This window comes from Caballeronia sp. LZ003, assembly GCF_031451465.1.
In the GTDB taxonomy this organism is placed as follows: domain Bacteria; phylum Pseudomonadota; class Gammaproteobacteria; order Burkholderiales; family Burkholderiaceae; genus Caballeronia.
The window spans coordinates 533,632-552,493 of record NZ_JARUXJ010000001.1; the positions used below are offsets into that span (position 1 = coordinate 533,632).

Sequence of the window (18,862 nt, forward strand, 5' to 3'; positions counted from 1 at the left end):
CTATTTAGTATCAGGTGGGAAGAGACAAAATATGAGTTGCTCAAACGCGTATAGATGACTGCGTATCGACTAGGAACGGCAGGGTTGGAACTGTTTAATTTGCGTAAACTCAAAGACGGGGCCTCGGTCCTCCAGATCGAGCCGAATGAAAAATAAGTTATGATATTAAAACTGATGAAGGTGCTTTCCCTTCTATCGCTTTTCATCCCCATGGTAGCCCATTGCGATGCATTTGCAGATGTTTACTGCTTCTCATCAGACATTAAGGGCATTGAAGACTTCGAATTTCGCATGTTCTTCGATCAGTCAACGAAATTTTCAAGCGGGTTTGTCCGATACCAGAATTCGAAATCTGTAATTCCGCTAGTGCTGAAATCTGCTGACGAACAGACGTTGAGTGCAGGTAGGCCGGACGAATTAACCTCGACGTGGCTTGAAGTTAATCGCGGAAAGATTACCGGTGAATACGAAATGGTAAATCAAGGAGCCAACATTTATTCAATGGTATATACAAATTATGGTACACGGAAAAAGTCAAGCTTTATTCTTGATCCAAACGTCACCCCTAGCCTTGAGAAGGGTTGTCAGTGGTAGCTTTCTGTAATGCGTGTCCTCAAGATGGGCATGCAAATAAAAAGGTTGGCAAATGAAATCCCCCATCCGCTACGGCGACAAACTCGAGCACGGCGGCGAAGTCACAAGCGGCTCGCCGTTCAGCACGTTCATGGGCCGCGCACTCGCGCGCCGCGACGACAGCGCCCAATGCGACCTCCACGGTCAAACCACGATTGCCGAGGGCGACGAACGGTTCCCCGATCGCGACGGCAAGCCCTACGCGATGCAGGATCATCGCTGCGCGTGCGGCTGTCGCCTTATCTCATCCTTGCAGAACGTGAACTTCGCGTAATACATGCCGGTTGATCTGTCCGACATCGGTGAGCCTTATCCGTATCCGGCACATGGCCCGCGCCTGCTGCCGTGGCTCGGTATCTGGCTTACGTGTTGCGCGGTGGGCGCGCCGCTTATCCTGCTGATGTGGCCATCGAGTGAATCCGCGAGCGGCGCTGCGTTCTGGGTCGCTGTGATTGGCGGCCCGCATGCGGTGTTTCTCGGCCTGTTGTGCTTCGCGCGCATTGCATATGAAGCGACGTGGCACTACGCGCACAACTGCAACACAGCGCGCGCCGCGCGGCTCGCTGCGCGTCTGCGCATCGCGCAAAAGCCCTTGCAGGTACTGGGCGTGGGTTACTGCGTGCCATCCGTGACGTCCAAGTTGAGCGCAATCGTCACCATGACGACGCCGCTGTTCAAATCGCAAATGCCACGCAGCGGAGCGGGGCTCGTCGTTCACAACCGCTTCGACGATGAAGCGTGGTCTGAAGAGCCGCAGCCCGAGCCCGAGGACAATGAGGACCAGGCGAACGAAGAGCATGATCAAGCATGCGAAGCCGTACCTAAGATCGCCACCGTCGTACTGAAGCTCGTCGATGCACTCGCGCCGCTGATTCCGGCGCTGCAAGCGCTCGCGCAATATGGTCCGCAATACGCACCGCTCGCGCGCGTGCTGGCGCATCCCGACGAAATGGACCTGCGCACACAGCAAGCGCGCGATGCGTTGCGCATCGCAGGCGCGCCCGCACTCGAATGCGCGGCTGAGCCAGCGCCGCACAATCTGATGCTGGCCGACGCTTGGCTCGACTCGCGCGAGCGTCGCGCGTTGTTGATTCTGGCCTTCGCCTGGCATGACGCCGATCCGCCCGCCAACAGCAGCGAAGCGGCTGTTGCGGTGCTGCTGAGTCCGGGCTTCTATCAACTTCCCGAGCCGATACGTGTGCTTGCGACCTTACACCGCCCGGTCGAGGAACTGGCCGGCGTCGAGTCGCTGCGCGATCTCATTTGCAACACAACGATATGGGGCAAGGCCGAACCTCAGACCATCACACGTGCGTGGCTCACGCGTCTCGAGCGCAATCACGACAGCACGCTACTCGATACGCTCAAACAAGCCTCTTTCACCGGCATCGCCACCCGCGAATCGCATGGCCGTCTGGATCGCGTATTGGGCGATGCAGGCGCAGCAAACGCATGGCTTTCCATCGCAGCCGCGATCGAATCGCGTTTGGCAGGCCCACACCTGATTGTCGATCGCTTGCAGTCTGCCATTCTCTACGTCAACACGAATCCTTTGCATGACCACACCGAGTACGCCGGGCAACAACCTGAAAGCGCTTGAATCGAAAGCTTCCACATCACTATCGTCTGGTTTCCTTATCATTTGGGGCGTCGCGCTGGGCGCTTTCCTGATCGCTGCGCTGTTGGGCGCGCTCGCATGGTGGGGACGTGCCGACATCACCGGTCTCACGTCGCTGGAAATGCGCATTTCTGCGTTGCTCAGGATCGTTCTTGTGCTTGCGGTCGTGTTAGTTGTGCACGCGGGGGCGCTGTGGCTCGGTCTGTACAGGAAGTTCGCGCGATGGATCGGCGATATCGGTGAAAGTGGCGAAGCGACGCGTTCCGCGAAAGCGCAGAAGCGGGATCCTCGTCTGCAATTGCTGTGCGACGAACTGCGCGTCTCGATCGGATGGCGCTGGCGAAGCGCGATGCCGTGGCTCATGCTCACGGGCGAAGAAGCGCTCGTCGATGAAGTCGCGCCCGGTCTCAAGCAATCGGCCGTACTGCGGGTGGGCGATACGATCCTCGTGCATGCCGCGCCCGATGGCATCGACCCTGAAACGTGGCGCACTCAGCTTCGCCGTTTGCGCCGCGCGCGCCCGGTAGATGCCGTCATTCCCGTGATGCAGGCCAGCGAAGCGCTGCCGGTGAATGAGGAGCGGCCCCGTGCGCTCTCGAATCTGGCGCGTGAGTTGGGCTGGGCAGCCCCGGTGACGTTGCTGCACACGGTGAGCGTACGCGGCGAGCGCCCTGACGAATTTCATGCGCTGGGCGCATTCATTCCGACGCCGTTGAACGCGGATACGCAAGCATCGACCAACTTGTTGACTCACGAACTGAGCGTGATCGAAAAGGCGGCAGCGGACGTTGGCGTGGCGCTATTGGGCAACGCGAAGCCGGTTTGGTATCTGGCCGAAATATCGCAGTATCTCGATGTGCGGCGCGAGCAAATCGTGAGCGCATGGCAAACGTTATGTGCATCGAAGTGGCGTCGTGCATCGCTCGCGGGCGTTATGTTTGCGCCGGTCTATGCGACGCCCGCCGTTCCGACGCCACTTCCTGCACACGAGGAAGATGTTGCGCAGGAAGTGGCCGAACGGATTGCGAACAAGACGTCAGTGCCGCGTGAGCAACCGCGCGCGCTGCTGCCAATCTGGCGTGAAATCGGCGCACGCGTCGATCCGCGCAAAGGACGGCGTATCGGCTTTTATTGGCCGAACGCGCTGGCGGCTCTGGTGATGATCGGCGCCATCGCCTGGTGCGCGGCGATGACGATCTCGTTCATCGGCAACCGCTCCCTCGTTCAGGATGCGCGCAGTACGGTCGATGCGGCGCTCGCCGTTCAACCGAACACCTCTGCCGCTTTACGCAGGCAACTCGACCTTCAACAGCAAATCGAGAAGCTCGAATACCGCCAGCAGCACGGTGCACCGTGGTATCTGCGCGCGGGCCTGAATCGCAATGACGAATTGTTGGCCGCACTCTGGCAACCGTATTCGACGATCGCCGCACGAAACCTGCGCGATCCGATTGGACGTCACCTCGAAGCATCGCTTACGCAGTTATCGCAAGCCCGCGCCGACGCTTTGCCTAACGCCGACGAGCAACAACGCGATTACGACGCGCTTAAAGCCTATCTGATGCTCGCTGACCCGAAGCACGCCGATGCCGCGTTCCTGTCCAGGCAACTCCCAAGCGCATGGCCTGCGAACCCAGACATGCGCACCGGCGAGTGGCTCGATCTCTCGCAGCGCCTCGCCTCCTTCTATGCCAATCATCTCCGCGCGCATCCCGAATGGCGTCTCAGCGGATCAAGCGATCTCGTCGGCATGGCGCGTAACACGCTGGTCAACCAGATCGGTCTGCAAAACTCCGATGACACGCTCTATCAATCCGTGATCGCGCAGGTGAAAGGCAAGTACGCGGATATGACCTTGCCGACACTGCTCAACGGCGCGGACGCGCGCGGCCTGTTCGCATCGGCGCAGACGGTTCCCGGCGTCTACACGCGCGCCGCGTGGGACGGGATTGTAAGCGATGCCATCGACAAGGCCGCGAAGGAAGGCCGCGTCAGCGCCGATTGGGTGCTCGCCGATGCACGCGCCGCACGTGTGCCCGGTGCGGCGCTCGAAGCGCAGCAGGACATGGAGGAAGTGCGCCTGCGCCTGCGGGCGCGCTACTTCTCCGAATACGCCGCCGCGTGGCAGTCGATGCTAAACAGCATCCAGTGGCAGCCTGCCACAAACTTGAGTGCAGCGATCAGCCAGCTTACGCGCCTGACCGATGCGCAGACATCACCGTTAATCGCGCTGATGAAGTCGGTCGAATATCAGGCCGGAGCGGGCCGTCCGTCGCAGGCGCTGACCGACACGCTGGTGCGCAAGGCTCAGGACATGATCGGTACAAAGACGAACAACCCGAGCGAACCGATCGTCAATCCACTCGACAAACCCTTCGGCCCGCTGCTCGCGCTGATGGGCGATGACGTGATGACAGGCGCCAAAGCCAACAGCAGATCCGGCAGCAAAAACGCAGCCGACTTCAGCGGCGTCAGCCTCGCGCACTTTCTGACAGTCGCCACCACCATGCGCCTAAAGCTGCAACAGATCGCCACCGGCGCGGATGCGCAGGCGATGGCGCGTCAAATGGCGCAGGCCGTGTTTCAGGGCAAGCTCTCCGAACTCACGCAGGCGCGGGACGATGCCGCACTCACCGCCGCGAGCCTCGGCTCGCAATGGTCGGGCTTCGGTGACGCGCTGTTCGCTCGTCCGCTCGATGTGGCATGGCAAACGATTCTGCAACCCGCCGCGGCCAGTCTGAACGACCTGTGGCGCTCGGCAGTGGCCGCACCGTTCGCCAGTTCATTCGACGGCCATTACCCGTTCGCCGACACGGACGCCGACGCGTCCTTCGTCGAACTTGGCCGCTACATCAAGCCCGATACGGGGCTGATCTCGCGCTTCGTGACGACGCAACTCGCCGGTATCTTGCAGCAGCAAGGCAACGCATGGGTCCCGAACGACCTCGCCCCGCAAGCGCTGCAGTTCGATCCCGAGTTCCTGTCGGCGCTGCGCCAGTTATCGACGCTGGGCGCGCAACTCTACACGCAGGGCGATGCGAACTATCGGTTCCAGCTTATGCCGCATCCGACGCCTGAGGTAACGCGCAATGTGCTGACGATCGATGGCACGAAGATCGAGTACTTCAACCAGTTGGAGCAGTACACGTCGATCGTGTGGCCGAGCAACGGTCAGAATGGGCGCACGACGCTGACGTGGGAATCGGATACGGCGGGCACGCGCATCGCGTTCCAGGCGAATGGTGACTGGGCGCTGTTGCGTCTGCTTGGCACCGCCAAAGTAAAGCCGCTCGACAGCACAAGCTACGCGTTGACCTTCAATCAGGACAGCGGCTTTCCGCTGCACTACGACCTGAAGGCACAGGTTGGCGCGGGACCGCTCGATCTGCTCAAGCTGCGCGGTTTCAAGATGCCGCAGCGCGTGTTTATCGTCGGCAAGGGCGGCGTGGTCGCAGGAACGCCCGTGCTGCCGCCGCTGCCACCCGAGTTGCAGTAATCCGTTTGAACAGAATGAAGCACGACACCACCAGCGGCATCGAACCCGACTTCCCGCCATCTCGCCAGGATCAGGACCCAGTTCTGCGCTACTACGAAGCCGAGATGCGCTATCTGCGCGAGTCGGGCCGCGAGTTCGCGCGCGCTCATCCCGACCGCGCCCGCATGCTCAATCTCGATCGCGTCGGTGACCGCGATCCGTACGTCGAACGCTTATACGAAGGCTTCGCGTTCCTCACCGGCCGCTTGCAGCAGAAACTCGACGACGAACTCCCCGAACTGACCGAAGGACTCGTGAGCCTGCTATGGCCGCATTACCTGCGCATGATCCCGTCGCTGTCGATCGTCGAATTGATCCCGCGTATGGAGAAACACGAGCGCACCGAACAAGTGCCCGCAGGCGTAACGGTCCGATCCAAACCGATTCCGGTGACCCGAGACGCATCGGACGGTATTACGCAGAAGAACGTCCAATGCCTGTATCGCACGACGCAGCCGGTGGACTTGCACCCCGTGCGTCTGGAGCAGGCGGGACCGGGCGTGCGTCACGATGGCCGCTCGATCATCCGGCTTGCCTTCAGACTCGATGCCGCCGCCAAGCGCAACGAAACCGACCTCTCGCGCCTGCGCCTGCACCTGAGCGCCGATCAGGCCGTCGCGTTCGCCATGCACCTCGCGCTCACGCGACACGTGCATGCGATCGACTGGCGTATCCCTGAAGTGCGCGATGGCGAAGCTCTACCGCTCGATGGCGTGACGATCGAACCGGCTGGCTTCTCGCCCGAAGAACGCCTTTGGCCCAAGTCCGACGCGGCGTTCGCGGGCTATCAACTGCTGCTCGAATACTTCACGTTCCGCGAAAAATTCCTGTTCGTCGATATCTGCGGTCTCGACGTGAACGAGCTGCCGGAACGCTCCACGCATTTCGAACTGGACATCGTGCTGAAAGAAACCTATCCGCACGACATGCGCTTCAGCAAAGACAACGTGCGGCTGTTCTGCACGCCGGTCATCAATCTGTTCGAACTGGACGCCGAACCGCTCGTGATCGACCATCATGAAACGGAATACCGCGTAATTCCGGCGAGCCATCAGGGCGAGCACATCGAAACCTATTCCGTCGATGGCGTGGTCGGCTTCGATCACGTCACAGCGCAAAGTTTCGAATACGTGCCGTTCTCGACCTTCCGTCATCGCGGCGGCATGATGCGGCACGAGTCGCCCGAGCGCTATTTCCATACGCGCGTGCGCCCCGGCATGGACGGCCTGCATGAGACGTGGCTGATCTTCGGCGGCAACGCATGGGAGTCGATGGAGGACTTGCCGGAAGAAAGCGTGTCACTGCGCGTGACCGGCACGAATGGCCTGTTGCCGCGCAAGGGCCTGCGTGAAGCACGCATCGACGAAATGGTGGGCGGCGCAGCAGAGCTTGTCGGCGTGAGAAACCTCGTCGCGCCGACGATGCCGCTGTACCCGCCGACCGGCGATCGCTTCCAGTGGCGCGTGCTGTCACACCTCGCGCCCAACTTCCTGTCGATGATGAATGCCGAAGTGTTGCGCGGTGCGCTGGCGCTTTACGACTGGACCAATGACGAACTCAATCGCAGGCGGCTGGCGGGCATTCTGTGGGTATCGGAGACGCTGCTCGAAGAGGTGTCGGGCGGGGCCGTAGAGCGTGGCGTGTCGATCGAAGTGACGATCGATTCGCAGGCGTTCTCGGGTGACGGCGATGTGATGTTGTTCGGCGAACTGCTGCATCGGTTCTTCGAGCTTTACGCGGAGATCAACCTGTTCACGAAGCTCGAGGTCATCAGTCTGCCGACGCAGAAGCGCGTCGAATGGCCGCGCGGCAAGACGTGGCGCTCGCCACTATGAAACCGCGCGATCTGCCCGATATGCAACAGTCGATCGAACCGCTTATCGCGGCTTTGCTCGCACATGCGCCGGCGATGAGCTTCATGCAACTGTACCGATCGCTTGAAGCAAACCACCCCGAGATGGCAAACGGCTTTGGCTTTGGCGAGCGAGACACGCACGAGCATGAGCCGGTGCGCTTTGGCTCGCATCCCCGCATGGGTTTCCCTGCGGGCGAGATCGCGCGTGTCGAACTCGATGACTCTAGCGATGGCCCGTACGCTGTTCCATTGCCGCCCGTCGTTCGCACGACTTTCATGGGTCTGTACGGTGTCGATGCCGCGATGCCGAGCCATTACCTCGACGATATCGCGCAACGCGAAGAAGGACACGAAGCGGTCGAAGCGTTCCTCGATCAGTTCCATCACCGATTCGTGACGCTGCTGTATCGCACATGGAAGAAGTATCGCTATACCGAAACCTTCCGTTACGGCGGAGCCGATACCCATTCGCAAAACCTGCTCTGTCTTGCCGGTTTCGGTTGGGGCAACAAGCCCGCGCGCGCCGGTGAGCGACGGTGTTGGACGGAAAAAGCCGGACTTTCCTTGTAAATCCCTATCCATGAGGGGTTCAGCCTCAAACCCGTCTTTGCTTTGCAAAGAAAGTAACCCCCTCCGCCGGGCAGGCGGCTACTGAACAAAAACGCAAGAGAGCGGCCCAACTTCTCAACCGCGCCGAATAAAGAATGCAACCCGCTAAGCGGATGGAAGCTGCTTTCCTTGGTAACTTTTTTGCAGCGGCAAAGAAAGCTACCCCCGACCGGAGACGGCTACTAAACCAAAACGCAAGACAACGACAAAACCCAAACCCACCGCGCCCGCAAAAGCAGCAAAAAACCTTTTCAACCCTTCCTCAACAAACTAACTCCATAAACCAAAGCCGCGAGCATCGTAATCCAGAAACTGGTAGGCCAATCCGTATAATAGGCAAGCGTCAATCCCACCCAAGCCTGCGCGAGCGCAAAAAGACCAGCCAACACCAACCCCGACGACAACCGCGTCGTCAAATTCTGCGCAGCGGCAGCCGGCCCGACCATCAACGCAAAAACGAGCAATACTCCGACGATCTGCGTACAAGCCGCCACCGCCAACGCGGTAATCGCAAGAAACAACGTCGACACGAGCCGCAGCGAAACCCCTTTCGCCTCCGCCAACTCCGGCTGCAGCGAAGCAAACAACAGCGGCCGCATGATCACCGCCAACGCGCCCAGACTCACGACCGCAAGCCCCGCCAGCACGATCAACACGCTATGACTCACGCCCAGCACATTGCCGAACAAGAGAGCCGTAGCCTGCGTCGCATAAGCCGTGAAGAAGTGCAGAAACAACAAACCGAAGCCAAGCGATAGCGACAAAATCACGCCAATCGCCACGTCACGTCCCGCGAGCTTCTCGCCGAGCGCGCCCATGCCGACGCCCGCCGCAAGTGTGACGCCAATCATCCCCCAAAGCGGCGGCAGGCCGATCAACACGGCGCCCGTTGCGCCCGTGAAGCCGACATGCGACAACGCGTGACCCGCGAACGTCTGCCCGCGCAGCACCAGAAAATAGCCGACGATCCCCGACAGCACCGCGACGATCCCCGACGCCGCGAATGCGTTGACCATGAAGTCGTATTCAAACATTGTGCGTATGCTTTCCCTTCGTGTCGTGACCGTGCGCATGCGCGTGGCCATGACCGTGATCGTGCTCATGCTCGTGCCCATGAGCATGTTCGTCGCCTTCTTCGTGCGCGTGATCGAGCTTGTCGATCTCCACATCGCCCGACATCACGAAGATGCGGCCGTTCACGCGCATCACGTCGATCGGCGAGCCATACAGCTTCGACAACACCGGCTTCGAGATGACTTCATCGACCGTGCCGAGCGCCGCGCGTCCATTGCCGAGATACAGCACGCGGTCGAGCGAGTTGAGCAGCGGATTGAGTTCATGCGCCGAGAACAACACGGTGATGTTCAATTCGCGCTGCACACGCCGCACGAGTTCGACCACGCCCGTCTGATGCCGCGGGTCCAGACTGATGAGCGGTTCATCGAGCAAGAGAAGGCGCGGATCGCCGAGCAGACATTGCGCAAGCAGCAAGCGCTGCCGCTCGCCTCCCGACAACTCGGACAGCGGCCGCCCGGCGAGCTGCACCGCGCCGACGAGATCGAGCACGCGCTCGACATCCGCGCGAATGCGGGCATTGCGATGCGGCACGCCCCAGTGATGTCCGTCCGCCGCCATCGCGACGAAATCGCGGCCCAACACTCGCCGGCCCGCAAGCCCGCTGCGAATCTGCGGCATATAGCCAATGGTCGGATTGCCGCGCACCACCGCCGCGCCGTTCACGCGAATCGATCCGCCGGCGAGCGGCACGAGGCCGAGCAGCGCGCGCATGAGCGTGGTCTTGCCCGCGCCGTTCGGCCCGAGCACGCCGATGAATTCGCCCGTGTGGACGGTGAAACTTGCGTCGTCGAGGATCGTGCGGCCGCCGAGTTCCAGCGTCACGCGATCGACTTCGAGCGCGGGTCCCGAGTGAACGCTCATCTTTGCCATCCTTGCAAGGCGCCCGATAACGAATCGAGCTGACCCAGCATCCATTGCTGATAGGTCTTGTTGGCAGGCAACGTCTCCGTCACGCTGACGCTAGGCAAATGCGCGTCCTTCGCCACGTTGAGCAGGCGTTTCGTGAGCGCGCCCGTCGCCTGGCTGTTGTAGATGAGCACGTGCACGCGCCGCTCGCTCAGGTCTTTTTCGAAAGCGGCGATATCGGCGGGACTCGGCTCGGTCTCGTTCATCTCGGCCATCTGGAAGCGCTGATTGCGCATCTCGAAGCCGATGGCATCGGCCATATAGCCGAACACCGGCTCGGTGGCCGTCACCGGCACGCCTTTGAAGTGTGCGCGCAATTGCGCGACGCTGGCATCGATCGGCTTGAGCGAATTCAGGAAGGTCGCGAGGCGCGCGTCGTAATCGCTCTTGTGGGACGGGTCCGCGCTTACGAGATACTGGCTCACCGCTTTAGCGACGGCGGGCATGGTCGCCGGGTCGTACCAGAGATGCGGATTGTCGCCGGACTTCTTGCCGACGAGCTGCGCCGCGACGATTATCGTGCGCGTGTCGTTCTTTCTCGATGCCGCGAGCAGTTTGTCCATCCATGGATCGTAGTCCGCGCCGTTGTAGACGACCAGCGCCGCGTGCTGAAGCGCACGCGCGGTCTTCGGGCTGGCTTCGAAGAGATGCGGATCTTCATCCGGATTGCTGAGGATGCTCGTCACCTGCACGTGATCGCCGCCGAGCTGGCGGATCACATCGCCATAGAAGTTTTCAGCCGCCACGACGGGCACGCGCGTGGCTTGCGCGAAAGCTCCCTGGCAAAAGCCGAATGCGGCGACGAGGCAAGTGAGGACATGCGCGAGTTTCATCGGGTTCCTTGAGTCGTTGAAGGGCGTGCCGGCGCGGTGCGGCAGGGCAAGGTTCGTGGCTCGAACGACGTGCGCTCAGGCGTGGCGGTGCTTCTTCTGGCAATCGCTGCACAGTCCGCTCAATTCGACGACCTGATGCCGCACTTCGAAGCCATGCGCAGGCGGCGTGGCCGAAAGCGACGAAGCCAGATCGCGGCCCTGTATTTCGAGCGTGTTGCCGCAGTCGTCGCAGATAAGGAACTGGCTTTCGTGCGGCTTGCCGGCATCGCAGCAGGCGACGAACGCGTTCTTCGATTCGATGCGATGCACGAAGCCGTTCTCGACCAGGAAGTCGAGCGCGCGATAAACAGTGGTGGGCGGCACGCGCGCGCCGCGCTTCGGCTCCATTGCGTCGATGAGGTCGTAGGCGCCGATCGGCTTATGCGCCTTCAGCACGAGTTCGTACACGTGCCGGCGCAAGGGTGTGAGCGCGACGCCGCGCTCGATGGCCAGCGCTTCCGCGCGAGCAAGCATGGTTTCGACGGATGCGGTCATGTTGAGGCTCGGTGTCCGGGTTTAATGCATGACACGGCGTTCATGTCGAATGCCGAATCGGAGAATTCCGAGATGATATAACGTATCAGCGTCGAGTGCACCTTTAGGAACGACCGTTGCTCGAAGCAGCGACTGGCGCGGCTTTCCGCCGCGGACGCAATTGCGCGTCGCACCATCGAAACTGGTTTTCCCGCCTTGACACTTCTCTACACAACGCCGATCATTCGACCACACAAAGAGCAATTGATCGAAGCCAGAGCGTTCGTTCACTTCGAACCAAACAAAAATCTCGGAGATGTCGGTGAGATTGAGCGACAAGGTGGCGATCATCACGGTTGCCACGAGTGGTATTGGCGAAGCGGTGGCGCGGTCTTTTCTTGAAGAAGGCGCGAAGCTCGTGGTCGATGACGAGAGTGAACTCCGTCGGCGCTCCGAAGACGCTGGCGAACGCGTGCATGTGTTCGAGCGCATCGTCGCCAAGACCGTCGAGCGTTCCGGCGGTATCGACATTCCCTTCAGTCACGCGGCGCTCATCGACATGCACCCAATCCTCGGCAAATCGCGGGAAATCCACGGCCATGTCTTCGCGGTCAACGACATCATGGCCCGCGAGCTCAGCGTCGAAAAGCGGCAAGCGGACGAGTTGACGGCCCTTGCAGCGCGAGGCGCACCGTCTATAGTGAAACGGCACGATAAGCACGCAAGGGTAGGGCGCAAGACCAAAGAAGGCAGCGAAAGGTAAGAGGCGATACCGCAGCGAAGATTCAAAAGAAAACCCGAAGCAAAACCGGAATCCACGCGATATCCATCGCGCATCCCTGAGGCAGCAGGCAGCGGCACACCGGCGCTTGCGAGACAGGCACCGACGGCATCGAAGACATCGCCGCACGGCCTGTTTCCCGCATGGCGCCCATGCCAACAAAAAAGGAGACGCACCACAATGAAACGCATCCACACTATCGTTCGGGCAGAGCCGCGTGCACAGCTTGCCGTGACCGGCGTCGTCGCATCGCTCATCGCGGCAAGCGCGGCCTTCGTGCCGCCTGCGCAAGCAGCGACCACCATCACGGTGGCCACGCTCAACAACCCGGACATGATCGAGCTGAAAAAGCTCTCGCCCGCGTTCGAGAAGGCCAATCCGGACATCCAGCTGAAGTGGGTGATTCTCGAAGAAAACGTGCTGCGTCAGCGCGCCACCACCGACATCACGACCAACAGCGGCCAGTTCGACGTGCTCACCATCGGCACGTACGAAGCGCCGCAGTGGGGCAAGCGTGGCTGGCTCACGCCGATGGCCAATCTGCCCGCGAACTACGATCTCGACGACGTGGTGAAAACCGCCCGCGACGGTCTCTCGTACAACGGCCAGCTCTATGCGCTGCCGTTCTACGTCGAAAGCTCGATGACCTATTACCGTAAGGATCTGTTCGACGCGGCCGGCCTCAAGATGCCCGATCAGCCGACCTACGATCAGATCAAGCAATTCGCCGACAAGCTGACCGACAAGGCCAAGGGCCAATACGGCATCTGCCTGCGCGGCAAGGCAGGCTGGGGCGAGAACATGGCCTTCGTTTCGACGGTGGTGAATACCTTCGGCGGCCGCTGGTTCGACGAACAATGGAAGGCGCAGCTCGATTCGCCCGAATGGCACAAGGCCGTGTCGTTCTATGCGGACTTGCTCAAGGCCGACGGCCCTCCGGGAGCAAGCTCCAACGGCTTCAACGAAAACCTCACGCTGATGTCCTCGGGCAAGTGCGCAATGTGGATCGACGCGACGGTTGCCGCCGGCATGCTCTACAACAAGGCGCAGTCGCAGGTCTCGGACAAGATCGGCTTTGCCGCCGCGCCGATCGCCGTGACGCCGAAGGGCTCGCACTGGCTGTGGTCGTGGTCGCTCGCGATCCCGAAGACGTCGAAGCAGCAGGACGCCGCGAAGAAGTTCGCCGCGTGGGCCACGTCGAAGGAATATATAGAAATGGTCGGCAAGGACGAGGGCTGGGCCTCGGTGCCGCCGGGCACGCGCAAGTCCACCTACGCGCGCCCCGAGTACAAACAGGCCGCGCCGTTCGGCGACTTCGTGCTGGCGGCGATCGAAAGCGCCAATCCGAACGATGCGTCGCTCAAGAAGGTGCCGTATAGCGGCATCCAGTTCGTGGGCATCCCCGAGTTCCAGTCGTTCGGCACGGTAGTCGGTCAGTCGATCGCCGGCGTCGTCGCGAATCAGGGCAGCGTCGATAGCGCGCTCAAGGCCGCCAACGCGGCAGCCGATCGCGCAGTGAAACAGGCGGGCTATCAGAAGTAAGTCACGTAGTTCGCAGGCCGCGCGTCTTCGCCCTCCGAAGATGCGCGGCCGGTCAATCATCGAGAGGTGTCACGATGAGTCAACTGAATCCCCCTATCTCCGACCACTACCAGGAGTCCGCGGCCGAGCGCGACAAGAAGCGCGCGAAGTCGGTGCGCTGGCTGATCACGCCCTCGACCGGTCTCCTGTTCTTGTGGATGGCGATCCCGCTCGCGATGACGATCTGGTTTTCGTTCTCGCGCTACAACCTGCTCAATCCCGATGTAAAGGGTTTCGCGGGCTTCGATAACTACGAGTTCCTCGCCACCGACCCGGCGTTCGGCCCGTCCATTGGCCATACGCTGACCCTGATCGGCTCGACGCTCGGCATCACGGTGATCGGCGGCGTGCTGCTCGCCGTGCTGTTCGACCGCAAATTCATCGGGCAGGGCATTGCGCGGCTTCTGGTGATTGCGCCGTTCTTCGTCATGCCGACGGTGTCCGCGCTGATCTGGAAGAACATGATCCTGCACCCGGTGTATGGCCTGGTCGCCTCGCTGATGCGTTCCATGGGCATGCAGCCGATCGACTGGTTCGCAGACTATCCGCTCTTCGCGGTCATCATGATCGTGTCGTGGCAATGGCTGCCGTTCGCGTTCCTGATTCTCTTCACGGCGATCCAGTCGCTCGATCAGGAGCAGAAGGAAGCGGCGCGCATCGACGGCGCGGGTCCGTTCGCCATGTTCTTCTTCATCACGCTGCCGCACTTGCGTCGCGCAATCGCCGTCGTCGTGATGATGGAAACCATCTTCCTGCTGTCGATTTTCGCTGAAATCTATACGACCACCGGCGGCGGTCCGGGCACCGCGACCACCAACCTGTCGTATCTCATCTATGCGCTCGGTCTGCAGCAGTTCGATGTCGGTCTCGCATCGGCGGGCGGCATCCTCGCGGTAATCCTCGCGAACGTGGTTGCGTTCTTCCTCGTGAGAATGCTTGCGAAGAACCTCAAAGGGGAGTACGAGTCATGAGCACTCAACCGGTTTCCACCAGGCCGCCCGTGCCCGTGTTCGAACATGTGAAGCGCATCGTGCCCGGCATCGTGGCGTGGATCGTTTCGATCCTGTTGTTCTTCCCGATCTTCTGGATGACGATCACCGCGTTCAAGACCGAGCAGCAGGCATACTCGTCGTCGCTTTTCTTCACGCCGACGCTCGACAGCTTCCGCGAGGTCTTTGCGCGAAGCAACTACTGGGGCTTCGCGCTCAACTCGGTGCTGATCTCGCTGGGCGTCACGGTGATCTGCCTGTTGCTCGCCGTGCCCTGCGCCTACGCGATGGCCTTCTTCCCCACGAAGAAGACGCAGAAAGTGCTGCTGTGGATGCTCTCCACGAAGATGATGCCGTCGGTCGGCGTGCTGGTGCCGATCTATCTGTTGTGGAAGAACACGGGCCTGCTCGATACGGTGTCGGGTCTCATCATCGTCTACACGCTGATCAATTTGCCGATTGCCGTGTGGATGGCGTTCACTTACTTCAACGAAGTGCCGCGCGACATTCTCGAAGCGGGACGCATAGACGGCGCGACGACGTGGCAGGAGATCGTCTATCTGCTCATGCCGATGTCGCTGCCGGGACTGGCATCGACCGGTCTCCTGCTCGTGATCCTCTCTTGGAACGAGGCGTTCTGGAGCATCAACCTGTCGAGCTCGAACGCGGCGCCGCTTACCGTGTTCATCGCGTCGTATTCGAGTCCGGAAGGCTTGTTCTGGGCCAAGCTTTCGGCGGCGTCGCTGCTTGCCGTCGCGCCGATTCTCATCGTCGGCTGGCTCTCGCAGAAGCAACTGGTGCGCGGCCTGACCTTCGGCGCGGTGAAGTGAGGCGTACCCAGTGAACCTGACACCTTCCAGAGAAGCCGCGCTCGCAGATCGACTGATGATCTGCGACTGCGACGGCGTGCTCATCGACAGCGAAGCCGTGGCGGCGCGCATGCTCGTCACGGAATTGCAGACGCTGTGGCCAGGCGTCGATATCGAACCCGTGGTGATGCCGCTGCTCGGCTTGCGCATCGAAGCCGTGCTCGCGAGCGCGGCGGACACCGTGAACCGCACGCTCACGCAGGATCAGATCATGTCGATCCGCCGCGCGGTCGAAGCGGCGGCGGTAGAAGCGCCGCCGGTCGCGGGCATCGCCGAGGCGCTTGCGGCCGTGCCGCTCACCAAGGCATGCGCGAGCAACAGCTTCGCGGCTTACGTGGATACCGTCCTGAATCGCACGGGCCTCGTGCAATTTTTCGGCGACAGGCGCTTCACGGCGGACATGGTGGCGAACCCGAAGCCTGCGCCCGACGTGTATTTAGCGGCGGCGCGCGCGTTGAAGGTCGACCCGTTGCGCTGCCTCGTGGTGGAGGACAGCGTGACCGGCGTGACGGCGGCGCGCGCGGCAGGCATGCAGGTGCTGGGGTTCATCGGCGGAGGACATGCGACGGAAGGACAGATCGGCGCGTTGAAGCGCGCGGGCGCGGAAGTCGTCTTCGACGACATGGCGCGCTTGCCCGCACTCGTCGAACAATGGCTGCAGCATGCGACCTTCGAGACGCCTTGAAAAGAGGCTCGGCTAAGCGTCGCAAACAAAGAAACATGGAGACGGATCATGGCTAGTCTGACACTGCGTAACATCAACAAGCGATATGAAGACACCGAGGTGATGAAGAGCGTCAACCTCGATATCAACGACGGCGAGTTCGTCGTGTTCGTCGGACCGTCGGGCTGTGGCAAGTCCACGCTGATGCGCATGATCGCGGGGCTGGAGGAGATCAGCGGCGGCGATCTGTCGATCGACGGCGTGCGCGTGAACGAGTTGCCGCCCGCGAAGCGCGGCATTGCGATGGTGTTTCAGTCGTACGCGCTTTATCCGCACATGACGCTCTACGACAACATGGCGTTCGGACTCAAGCTCGCGGGCGAGAAGAAGCCCGCGATCGATGCGGCCGTGAAGAACGCCGCGAAGATTTTGCATATCGATCACTTGCTGGACCGCAAGCCGAAGCAGTTGTCGGGCGGACAGCGCCAGCGCGTGGCAATTGGCCGCGCGATCACGCGCAAGCCGAAAGTGTTTCTCTTCGACGAACCGCTTTCCAATCTCGACGCCGCGTTGCGCGTGAAGATGCGCCTGGAATTCGCGCGCCTGCACGACGATCTCAAGACGACGATGATCTACGTGACTCACGATCAGGTCGAAGCAATGACGCTGGCGGACAAGATCGTGGTGCTCTCGGCGGGCAATATCGAGCAGGTCGGCACGCCCAACACGCTGTATCACGCGCCGGCCAACAAGTTCGTGGCGGGTTTTATCGGCTCGCCGAAGATGAACTTTCTCTCGGGCACGGTCGAGCGCATTCAGGACGATGGCGTGCTCGTGAAGTATTCCACCGGCGAGACGCAACTGGCCGGCGTGCTGCCAGGCAATGCCAAGCCCGGCGATGCGGTGACTATCGGCATTCGTCCGGAAGCGTTACAGCCGAACGTTTCGGAATACGGCGTGTCCGCTTCGACGATGACCGTGGAAACGCTCGGCGACGCGGCTTATCTGTATGCGGAGACATCGGTGGCGCCGGACGGCTTGATCTCGCGGATTCCGCCCTTGGAGAAGCACACGCGGGGCGAGAAGCTGAAGGTGGGCGCGTCGCCGGAACACTGCCATTTGTTCAACGCGGACGGCATCGCGTTCAGGCGGCACGTGGTGGAAGCTTATCTCGTGGAGCATCCGGAATTGGCTGTGCCGAGCGTGGCGCGGGCTTGATCTCCGCAGTGGCGCCGGTGTCTCGCGTGGACGCCGGCGTCATGGGACGAGCGATTCAAGCCGCCAGCGCCGCGCGCGCGCAAAGCTCATCTGTCACCAATCCCGACAACCACTTCCCCTTCAACGCCGCGACCAGCGCCGCGCGCTTGCGCTCGCCGCCGGCAAAGCCGATGGTCGGCCGTTTCGGCGGCGAATCGATCCTGAGGCTCGTCGCGCGCGCGCCGGTTTTCGAATCGACGCGCGCTCCGTTCGCATCGATCGGCAGGCCGAGCAGTTCCGCCACCGCGCCCGCTTTCATCAACTCGTGGACTTCGGCGTTCGAGATGAACCCGTCCTCGTGCAGCGGACAATTGATGCCCACATTGCCGATGCCGACGAAAGCCACGTCCGCTTTCTGCGCGAGCGCATCCACGATCCGATAAAGACGGTGATTGCACCATTGCGCGCGCTCGGCTTCGCTATCGGCCATGAGCGGCGCGGGCAGCATGAAGTGCTTGCCGCCGGTCTTTTCGGAGAGCTGCTGCGCGACGTCGTAGCGATTGGACGAACCATCGTGCGCAATCGCGCCGACGAGCGACACCAGCCGATGCTGCGGCCGCTCCAGTTGCCCGATCTGCGCGACCACCGCCTTGAGCGTGCGCCCGCTGCTGATGGAGACGACGAGCGGTTTCTCATCGACGAGATAGCGTTCCATCACCTGCGCGCCTGCTACCGCGAGCTTGCGGTCCACTTGCTCGTTGCTGTCGCCGTCGATGGGCACCACTTCGCACATCGCGAGTCCGTAGCGGTCGCTGAGTTGCTTCGCAAGCGAAAGGCAATCGGCGATCTGATGATCGACTCGCACGCGAATCAGGTTCTTTTCGACCGCGAAGGCGACGAGCCGCTGCGCGACAGGTCGCGAGATTTGCAGTTTTTCGGCGATCTCATTCTGAGTATTGCCCGCGACGTAGTAGAGCCACGCGGCGCGCGTCGCCAGATCGAGTTTTTCGTTGGGCTTGGGCACGGTCGTTGAATTGAGTCTGCTTCAGTTGTAGTTCTTTTTATAGCGCGCGGCGCGGTTTATCGTCGGAAACCATCGCCGAATATTTACCCGCACGACCGAAACGCTGCGTTCAGGCCAAGCAAGGCGGCCAATGAATGCCGTTTGAAAAACGAAACAGCCGGCTGCCCGCTTAACGGCA

Annotated in this window: 17 protein-coding genes; 11 read left to right on the forward strand and 6 right to left on the reverse strand. The window is 61.3% G+C overall.

Annotated elements, in window-relative coordinates; translation table 11 throughout:
- The first annotated feature begins 646 nt into the window (after positions 1 to 646).
- From QCE79_RS02460 to QCE79_RS02480, 5 genes are read left to right on the forward strand one after another with little or no spacing between them, the layout of a single operon-like run.
- The gene (locus QCE79_RS02460) at positions 647 to 907 is read left to right on the forward strand and encodes a PAAR domain-containing protein (protein ID WP_250463372.1); all 261 of its coding nucleotides are present in this window, start codon (positions 647 to 649) and stop codon (positions 905 to 907) included.
- 3 nt (positions 908 to 910) lie between these two features.
- Positions 911 to 2,233, forward strand: coding sequence for a hypothetical protein (locus tag QCE79_RS02465; protein WP_309841588.1), 1,323 nt, complete (start codon positions 911 to 913; stop codon positions 2,231 to 2,233).
- Complete coding sequence (locus tag QCE79_RS02470) at positions 2,190 to 5,747, forward strand: ImcF-related family protein (protein WP_309841590.1); 3,558 nt, start codon at positions 2,190 to 2,192, stop codon at positions 5,745 to 5,747. Before QCE79_RS02465 ends, QCE79_RS02470 begins: the two co-directional genes overlap by 44 nt.
- Before the next feature lie 14 nt (positions 5,748 to 5,761).
- Positions 5,762 to 7,621 (forward strand): type VI secretion system baseplate subunit TssF, encoded by a 1,860-nt coding sequence (gene tssF, locus QCE79_RS02475; RefSeq protein WP_309841592.1) that lies wholly within the window; start codon positions 5,762 to 5,764, stop codon positions 7,619 to 7,621.
- The gene (locus QCE79_RS02480) at positions 7,618 to 8,211 is read left to right on the forward strand and encodes a type VI secretion system baseplate subunit TssG (RefSeq protein ID WP_404988904.1); all 594 of its coding nucleotides are present in this window, start codon (positions 7,618 to 7,620) and stop codon (positions 8,209 to 8,211) included. Before tssF ends, QCE79_RS02480 begins: the two co-directional genes overlap by 4 nt.
- 290 nt (positions 8,212 to 8,501) lie before the next feature.
- On the opposite strand, the gene QCE79_RS02485 is transcribed toward QCE79_RS02480, so the two are convergent.
- The 5 genes from QCE79_RS02485 to QCE79_RS02505 form a co-directional block, all read right to left on the reverse strand.
- Positions 8,502 to 9,284, reverse strand: coding sequence for a metal ABC transporter permease (locus QCE79_RS02485; RefSeq protein ID WP_244827172.1), 783 nt, complete (start codon positions 9,282 to 9,284; stop codon positions 8,502 to 8,504).
- Positions 9,277 to 10,188 (reverse strand): ATP-binding cassette domain-containing protein, encoded by a 912-nt coding sequence (locus tag QCE79_RS02490; RefSeq protein ID WP_309841597.1) that lies wholly within the window; start codon positions 10,186 to 10,188, stop codon positions 9,277 to 9,279. The genes QCE79_RS02485 and QCE79_RS02490 overlap by 8 nt, the downstream gene beginning before the upstream one ends.
- Positions 10,185 to 11,066, reverse strand: coding sequence for a metal ABC transporter solute-binding protein (locus tag QCE79_RS02495; protein WP_250463379.1), 882 nt, complete (start codon positions 11,064 to 11,066; stop codon positions 10,185 to 10,187). Before QCE79_RS02495 ends, QCE79_RS02490 begins: the two co-directional genes overlap by 4 nt.
- Before the next feature lie 75 nt (positions 11,067 to 11,141).
- The gene (locus QCE79_RS02500; RefSeq protein WP_244827174.1) at positions 11,142 to 11,600 is read right to left on the reverse strand and encodes a Fur family transcriptional regulator; all 459 of its coding nucleotides are present in this window, start codon (positions 11,598 to 11,600) and stop codon (positions 11,142 to 11,144) included.
- Between the two features lie 21 nt (positions 11,601 to 11,621).
- Entirely contained in the window at positions 11,622 to 11,933 is a 312-nt protein-coding gene (locus tag QCE79_RS02505; protein WP_309841602.1) for a hypothetical protein, read from the reverse strand.
- Between QCE79_RS02505 and QCE79_RS02510 the strand changes: the two genes are divergently transcribed.
- The 6 genes from QCE79_RS02510 to QCE79_RS02535 all read left to right on the forward strand — a co-directional run bounded on the left by QCE79_RS02510 (position 11,920) and on the right by QCE79_RS02535 (position 17,681).
- A complete protein-coding gene (locus QCE79_RS02510) occupies positions 11,920 to 12,342 on the forward strand; it encodes a hypothetical protein (RefSeq protein WP_250508623.1) in 423 nt (140 codons plus the stop codon). The two genes, QCE79_RS02505 and QCE79_RS02510, sit on opposite strands and share 14 nt — an antisense overlap.
- Positions 12,343 to 12,540: 198 nt before the next feature.
- Positions 12,541 to 13,902, forward strand: a complete 1,362-nt coding sequence (locus QCE79_RS02515) for a sugar ABC transporter substrate-binding protein (RefSeq protein ID WP_250508624.1) — start codon at positions 12,541 to 12,543, stop codon at positions 13,900 to 13,902.
- A 74-nt stretch (positions 13,903 to 13,976) separates the two neighbouring features.
- On the forward strand, positions 13,977 to 14,912 hold the full coding sequence (locus QCE79_RS02520) for a carbohydrate ABC transporter permease (protein WP_244827177.1): 936 nt from the start codon (positions 13,977 to 13,979) through the stop codon (positions 14,910 to 14,912).
- Complete coding sequence (locus QCE79_RS02525; protein WP_244827178.1) at positions 14,909 to 15,760, forward strand: carbohydrate ABC transporter permease; 852 nt, start codon at positions 14,909 to 14,911, stop codon at positions 15,758 to 15,760. Before QCE79_RS02520 ends, QCE79_RS02525 begins: the two co-directional genes overlap by 4 nt.
- 55 nt (positions 15,761 to 15,815) lie before the next feature.
- Positions 15,816 to 16,484 carry an HAD family phosphatase gene (locus tag QCE79_RS02530; protein WP_244827969.1) on the forward strand — a complete coding sequence of 223 codons (669 nt, stop codon included), beginning with the start codon at positions 15,816 to 15,818 and terminating at the stop codon, positions 16,482 to 16,484.
- Positions 16,485 to 16,532: 48 nt separating this feature from the next.
- Positions 16,533 to 17,681 carry an ABC transporter ATP-binding protein gene (locus tag QCE79_RS02535; RefSeq protein ID WP_244827179.1) on the forward strand — a complete coding sequence of 383 codons (1,149 nt, stop codon included), beginning with the start codon at positions 16,533 to 16,535 and terminating at the stop codon, positions 17,679 to 17,681.
- A 55-nt stretch (positions 17,682 to 17,736) separates the two neighbouring features.
- Here QCE79_RS02535 and QCE79_RS02540 read toward each other — a convergent pair whose 3' ends face one another.
- On the reverse strand, positions 17,737 to 18,684 hold the full coding sequence (locus tag QCE79_RS02540) for a sugar-binding transcriptional regulator (protein ID WP_250491869.1): 948 nt from the start codon (positions 18,682 to 18,684) through the stop codon (positions 17,737 to 17,739).
- Positions 18,685 to 18,862: the final 178 nt, after the last annotated feature.

What these genes read in the sequence shown, in the direction of transcription:
- QCE79_RS02465 (WP_309841588.1), top strand. Translation starts at nt 911, where the DNA reads ATGCCGGTTGATCTGTCCGACATCGGTGAGCCTTATCCGTATCCGGCA.
- QCE79_RS02515 (WP_250508624.1), top strand. Translation starts at nt 12,541, where the DNA reads ATGAAACGCATCCACACTATCGTTCGGGCAGAGCCGCGTGCACAGCTT.
- QCE79_RS02520 (WP_244827177.1), top strand. Translation starts at nt 13,977, where the DNA reads ATGAGTCAACTGAATCCCCCTATCTCCGACCACTACCAGGAGTCCGCG.
- QCE79_RS02480 (WP_404988904.1), top strand. Translation starts at nt 7,618, where the DNA reads ATGAAACCGCGCGATCTGCCCGATATGCAACAGTCGATCGAACCGCTT.
- QCE79_RS02460 (WP_250463372.1), top strand. Translation starts at nt 647, where the DNA reads ATGAAATCCCCCATCCGCTACGGCGACAAACTCGAGCACGGCGGCGAA.
- QCE79_RS02490 (WP_309841597.1), bottom strand. Translation starts at nt 10,188, where the DNA reads ATGAGCGTTCACTCGGGACCCGCGCTCGAAGTCGATCGCGTGACGCTG.
- QCE79_RS02500 (WP_244827174.1), bottom strand. Translation starts at nt 11,600, where the DNA reads ATGACCGCATCCGTCGAAACCATGCTTGCTCGCGCGGAAGCGCTGGCC.
- QCE79_RS02470 (WP_309841590.1), top strand. Translation starts at nt 2,190, where the DNA reads ATGACCACACCGAGTACGCCGGGCAACAACCTGAAAGCGCTTGAATCG.
- QCE79_RS02530 (WP_244827969.1), top strand. Translation starts at nt 15,816, where the DNA reads ATGATCTGCGACTGCGACGGCGTGCTCATCGACAGCGAAGCCGTGGCG.
- QCE79_RS02525 (WP_244827178.1), top strand. Translation starts at nt 14,909, where the DNA reads ATGAGCACTCAACCGGTTTCCACCAGGCCGCCCGTGCCCGTGTTCGAA.
- QCE79_RS02535 (WP_244827179.1), top strand. Translation starts at nt 16,533, where the DNA reads ATGGCTAGTCTGACACTGCGTAACATCAACAAGCGATATGAAGACACC.
- tssF (WP_309841592.1), top strand. Translation starts at nt 5,762, where the DNA reads ATGAAGCACGACACCACCAGCGGCATCGAACCCGACTTCCCGCCATCT.
- QCE79_RS02495 (WP_250463379.1), bottom strand. Translation starts at nt 11,066, where the DNA reads ATGAAACTCGCGCATGTCCTCACTTGCCTCGTCGCCGCATTCGGCTTT.
- QCE79_RS02485 (WP_244827172.1), bottom strand. Translation starts at nt 9,284, where the DNA reads ATGTTTGAATACGACTTCATGGTCAACGCATTCGCGGCGTCGGGGATC.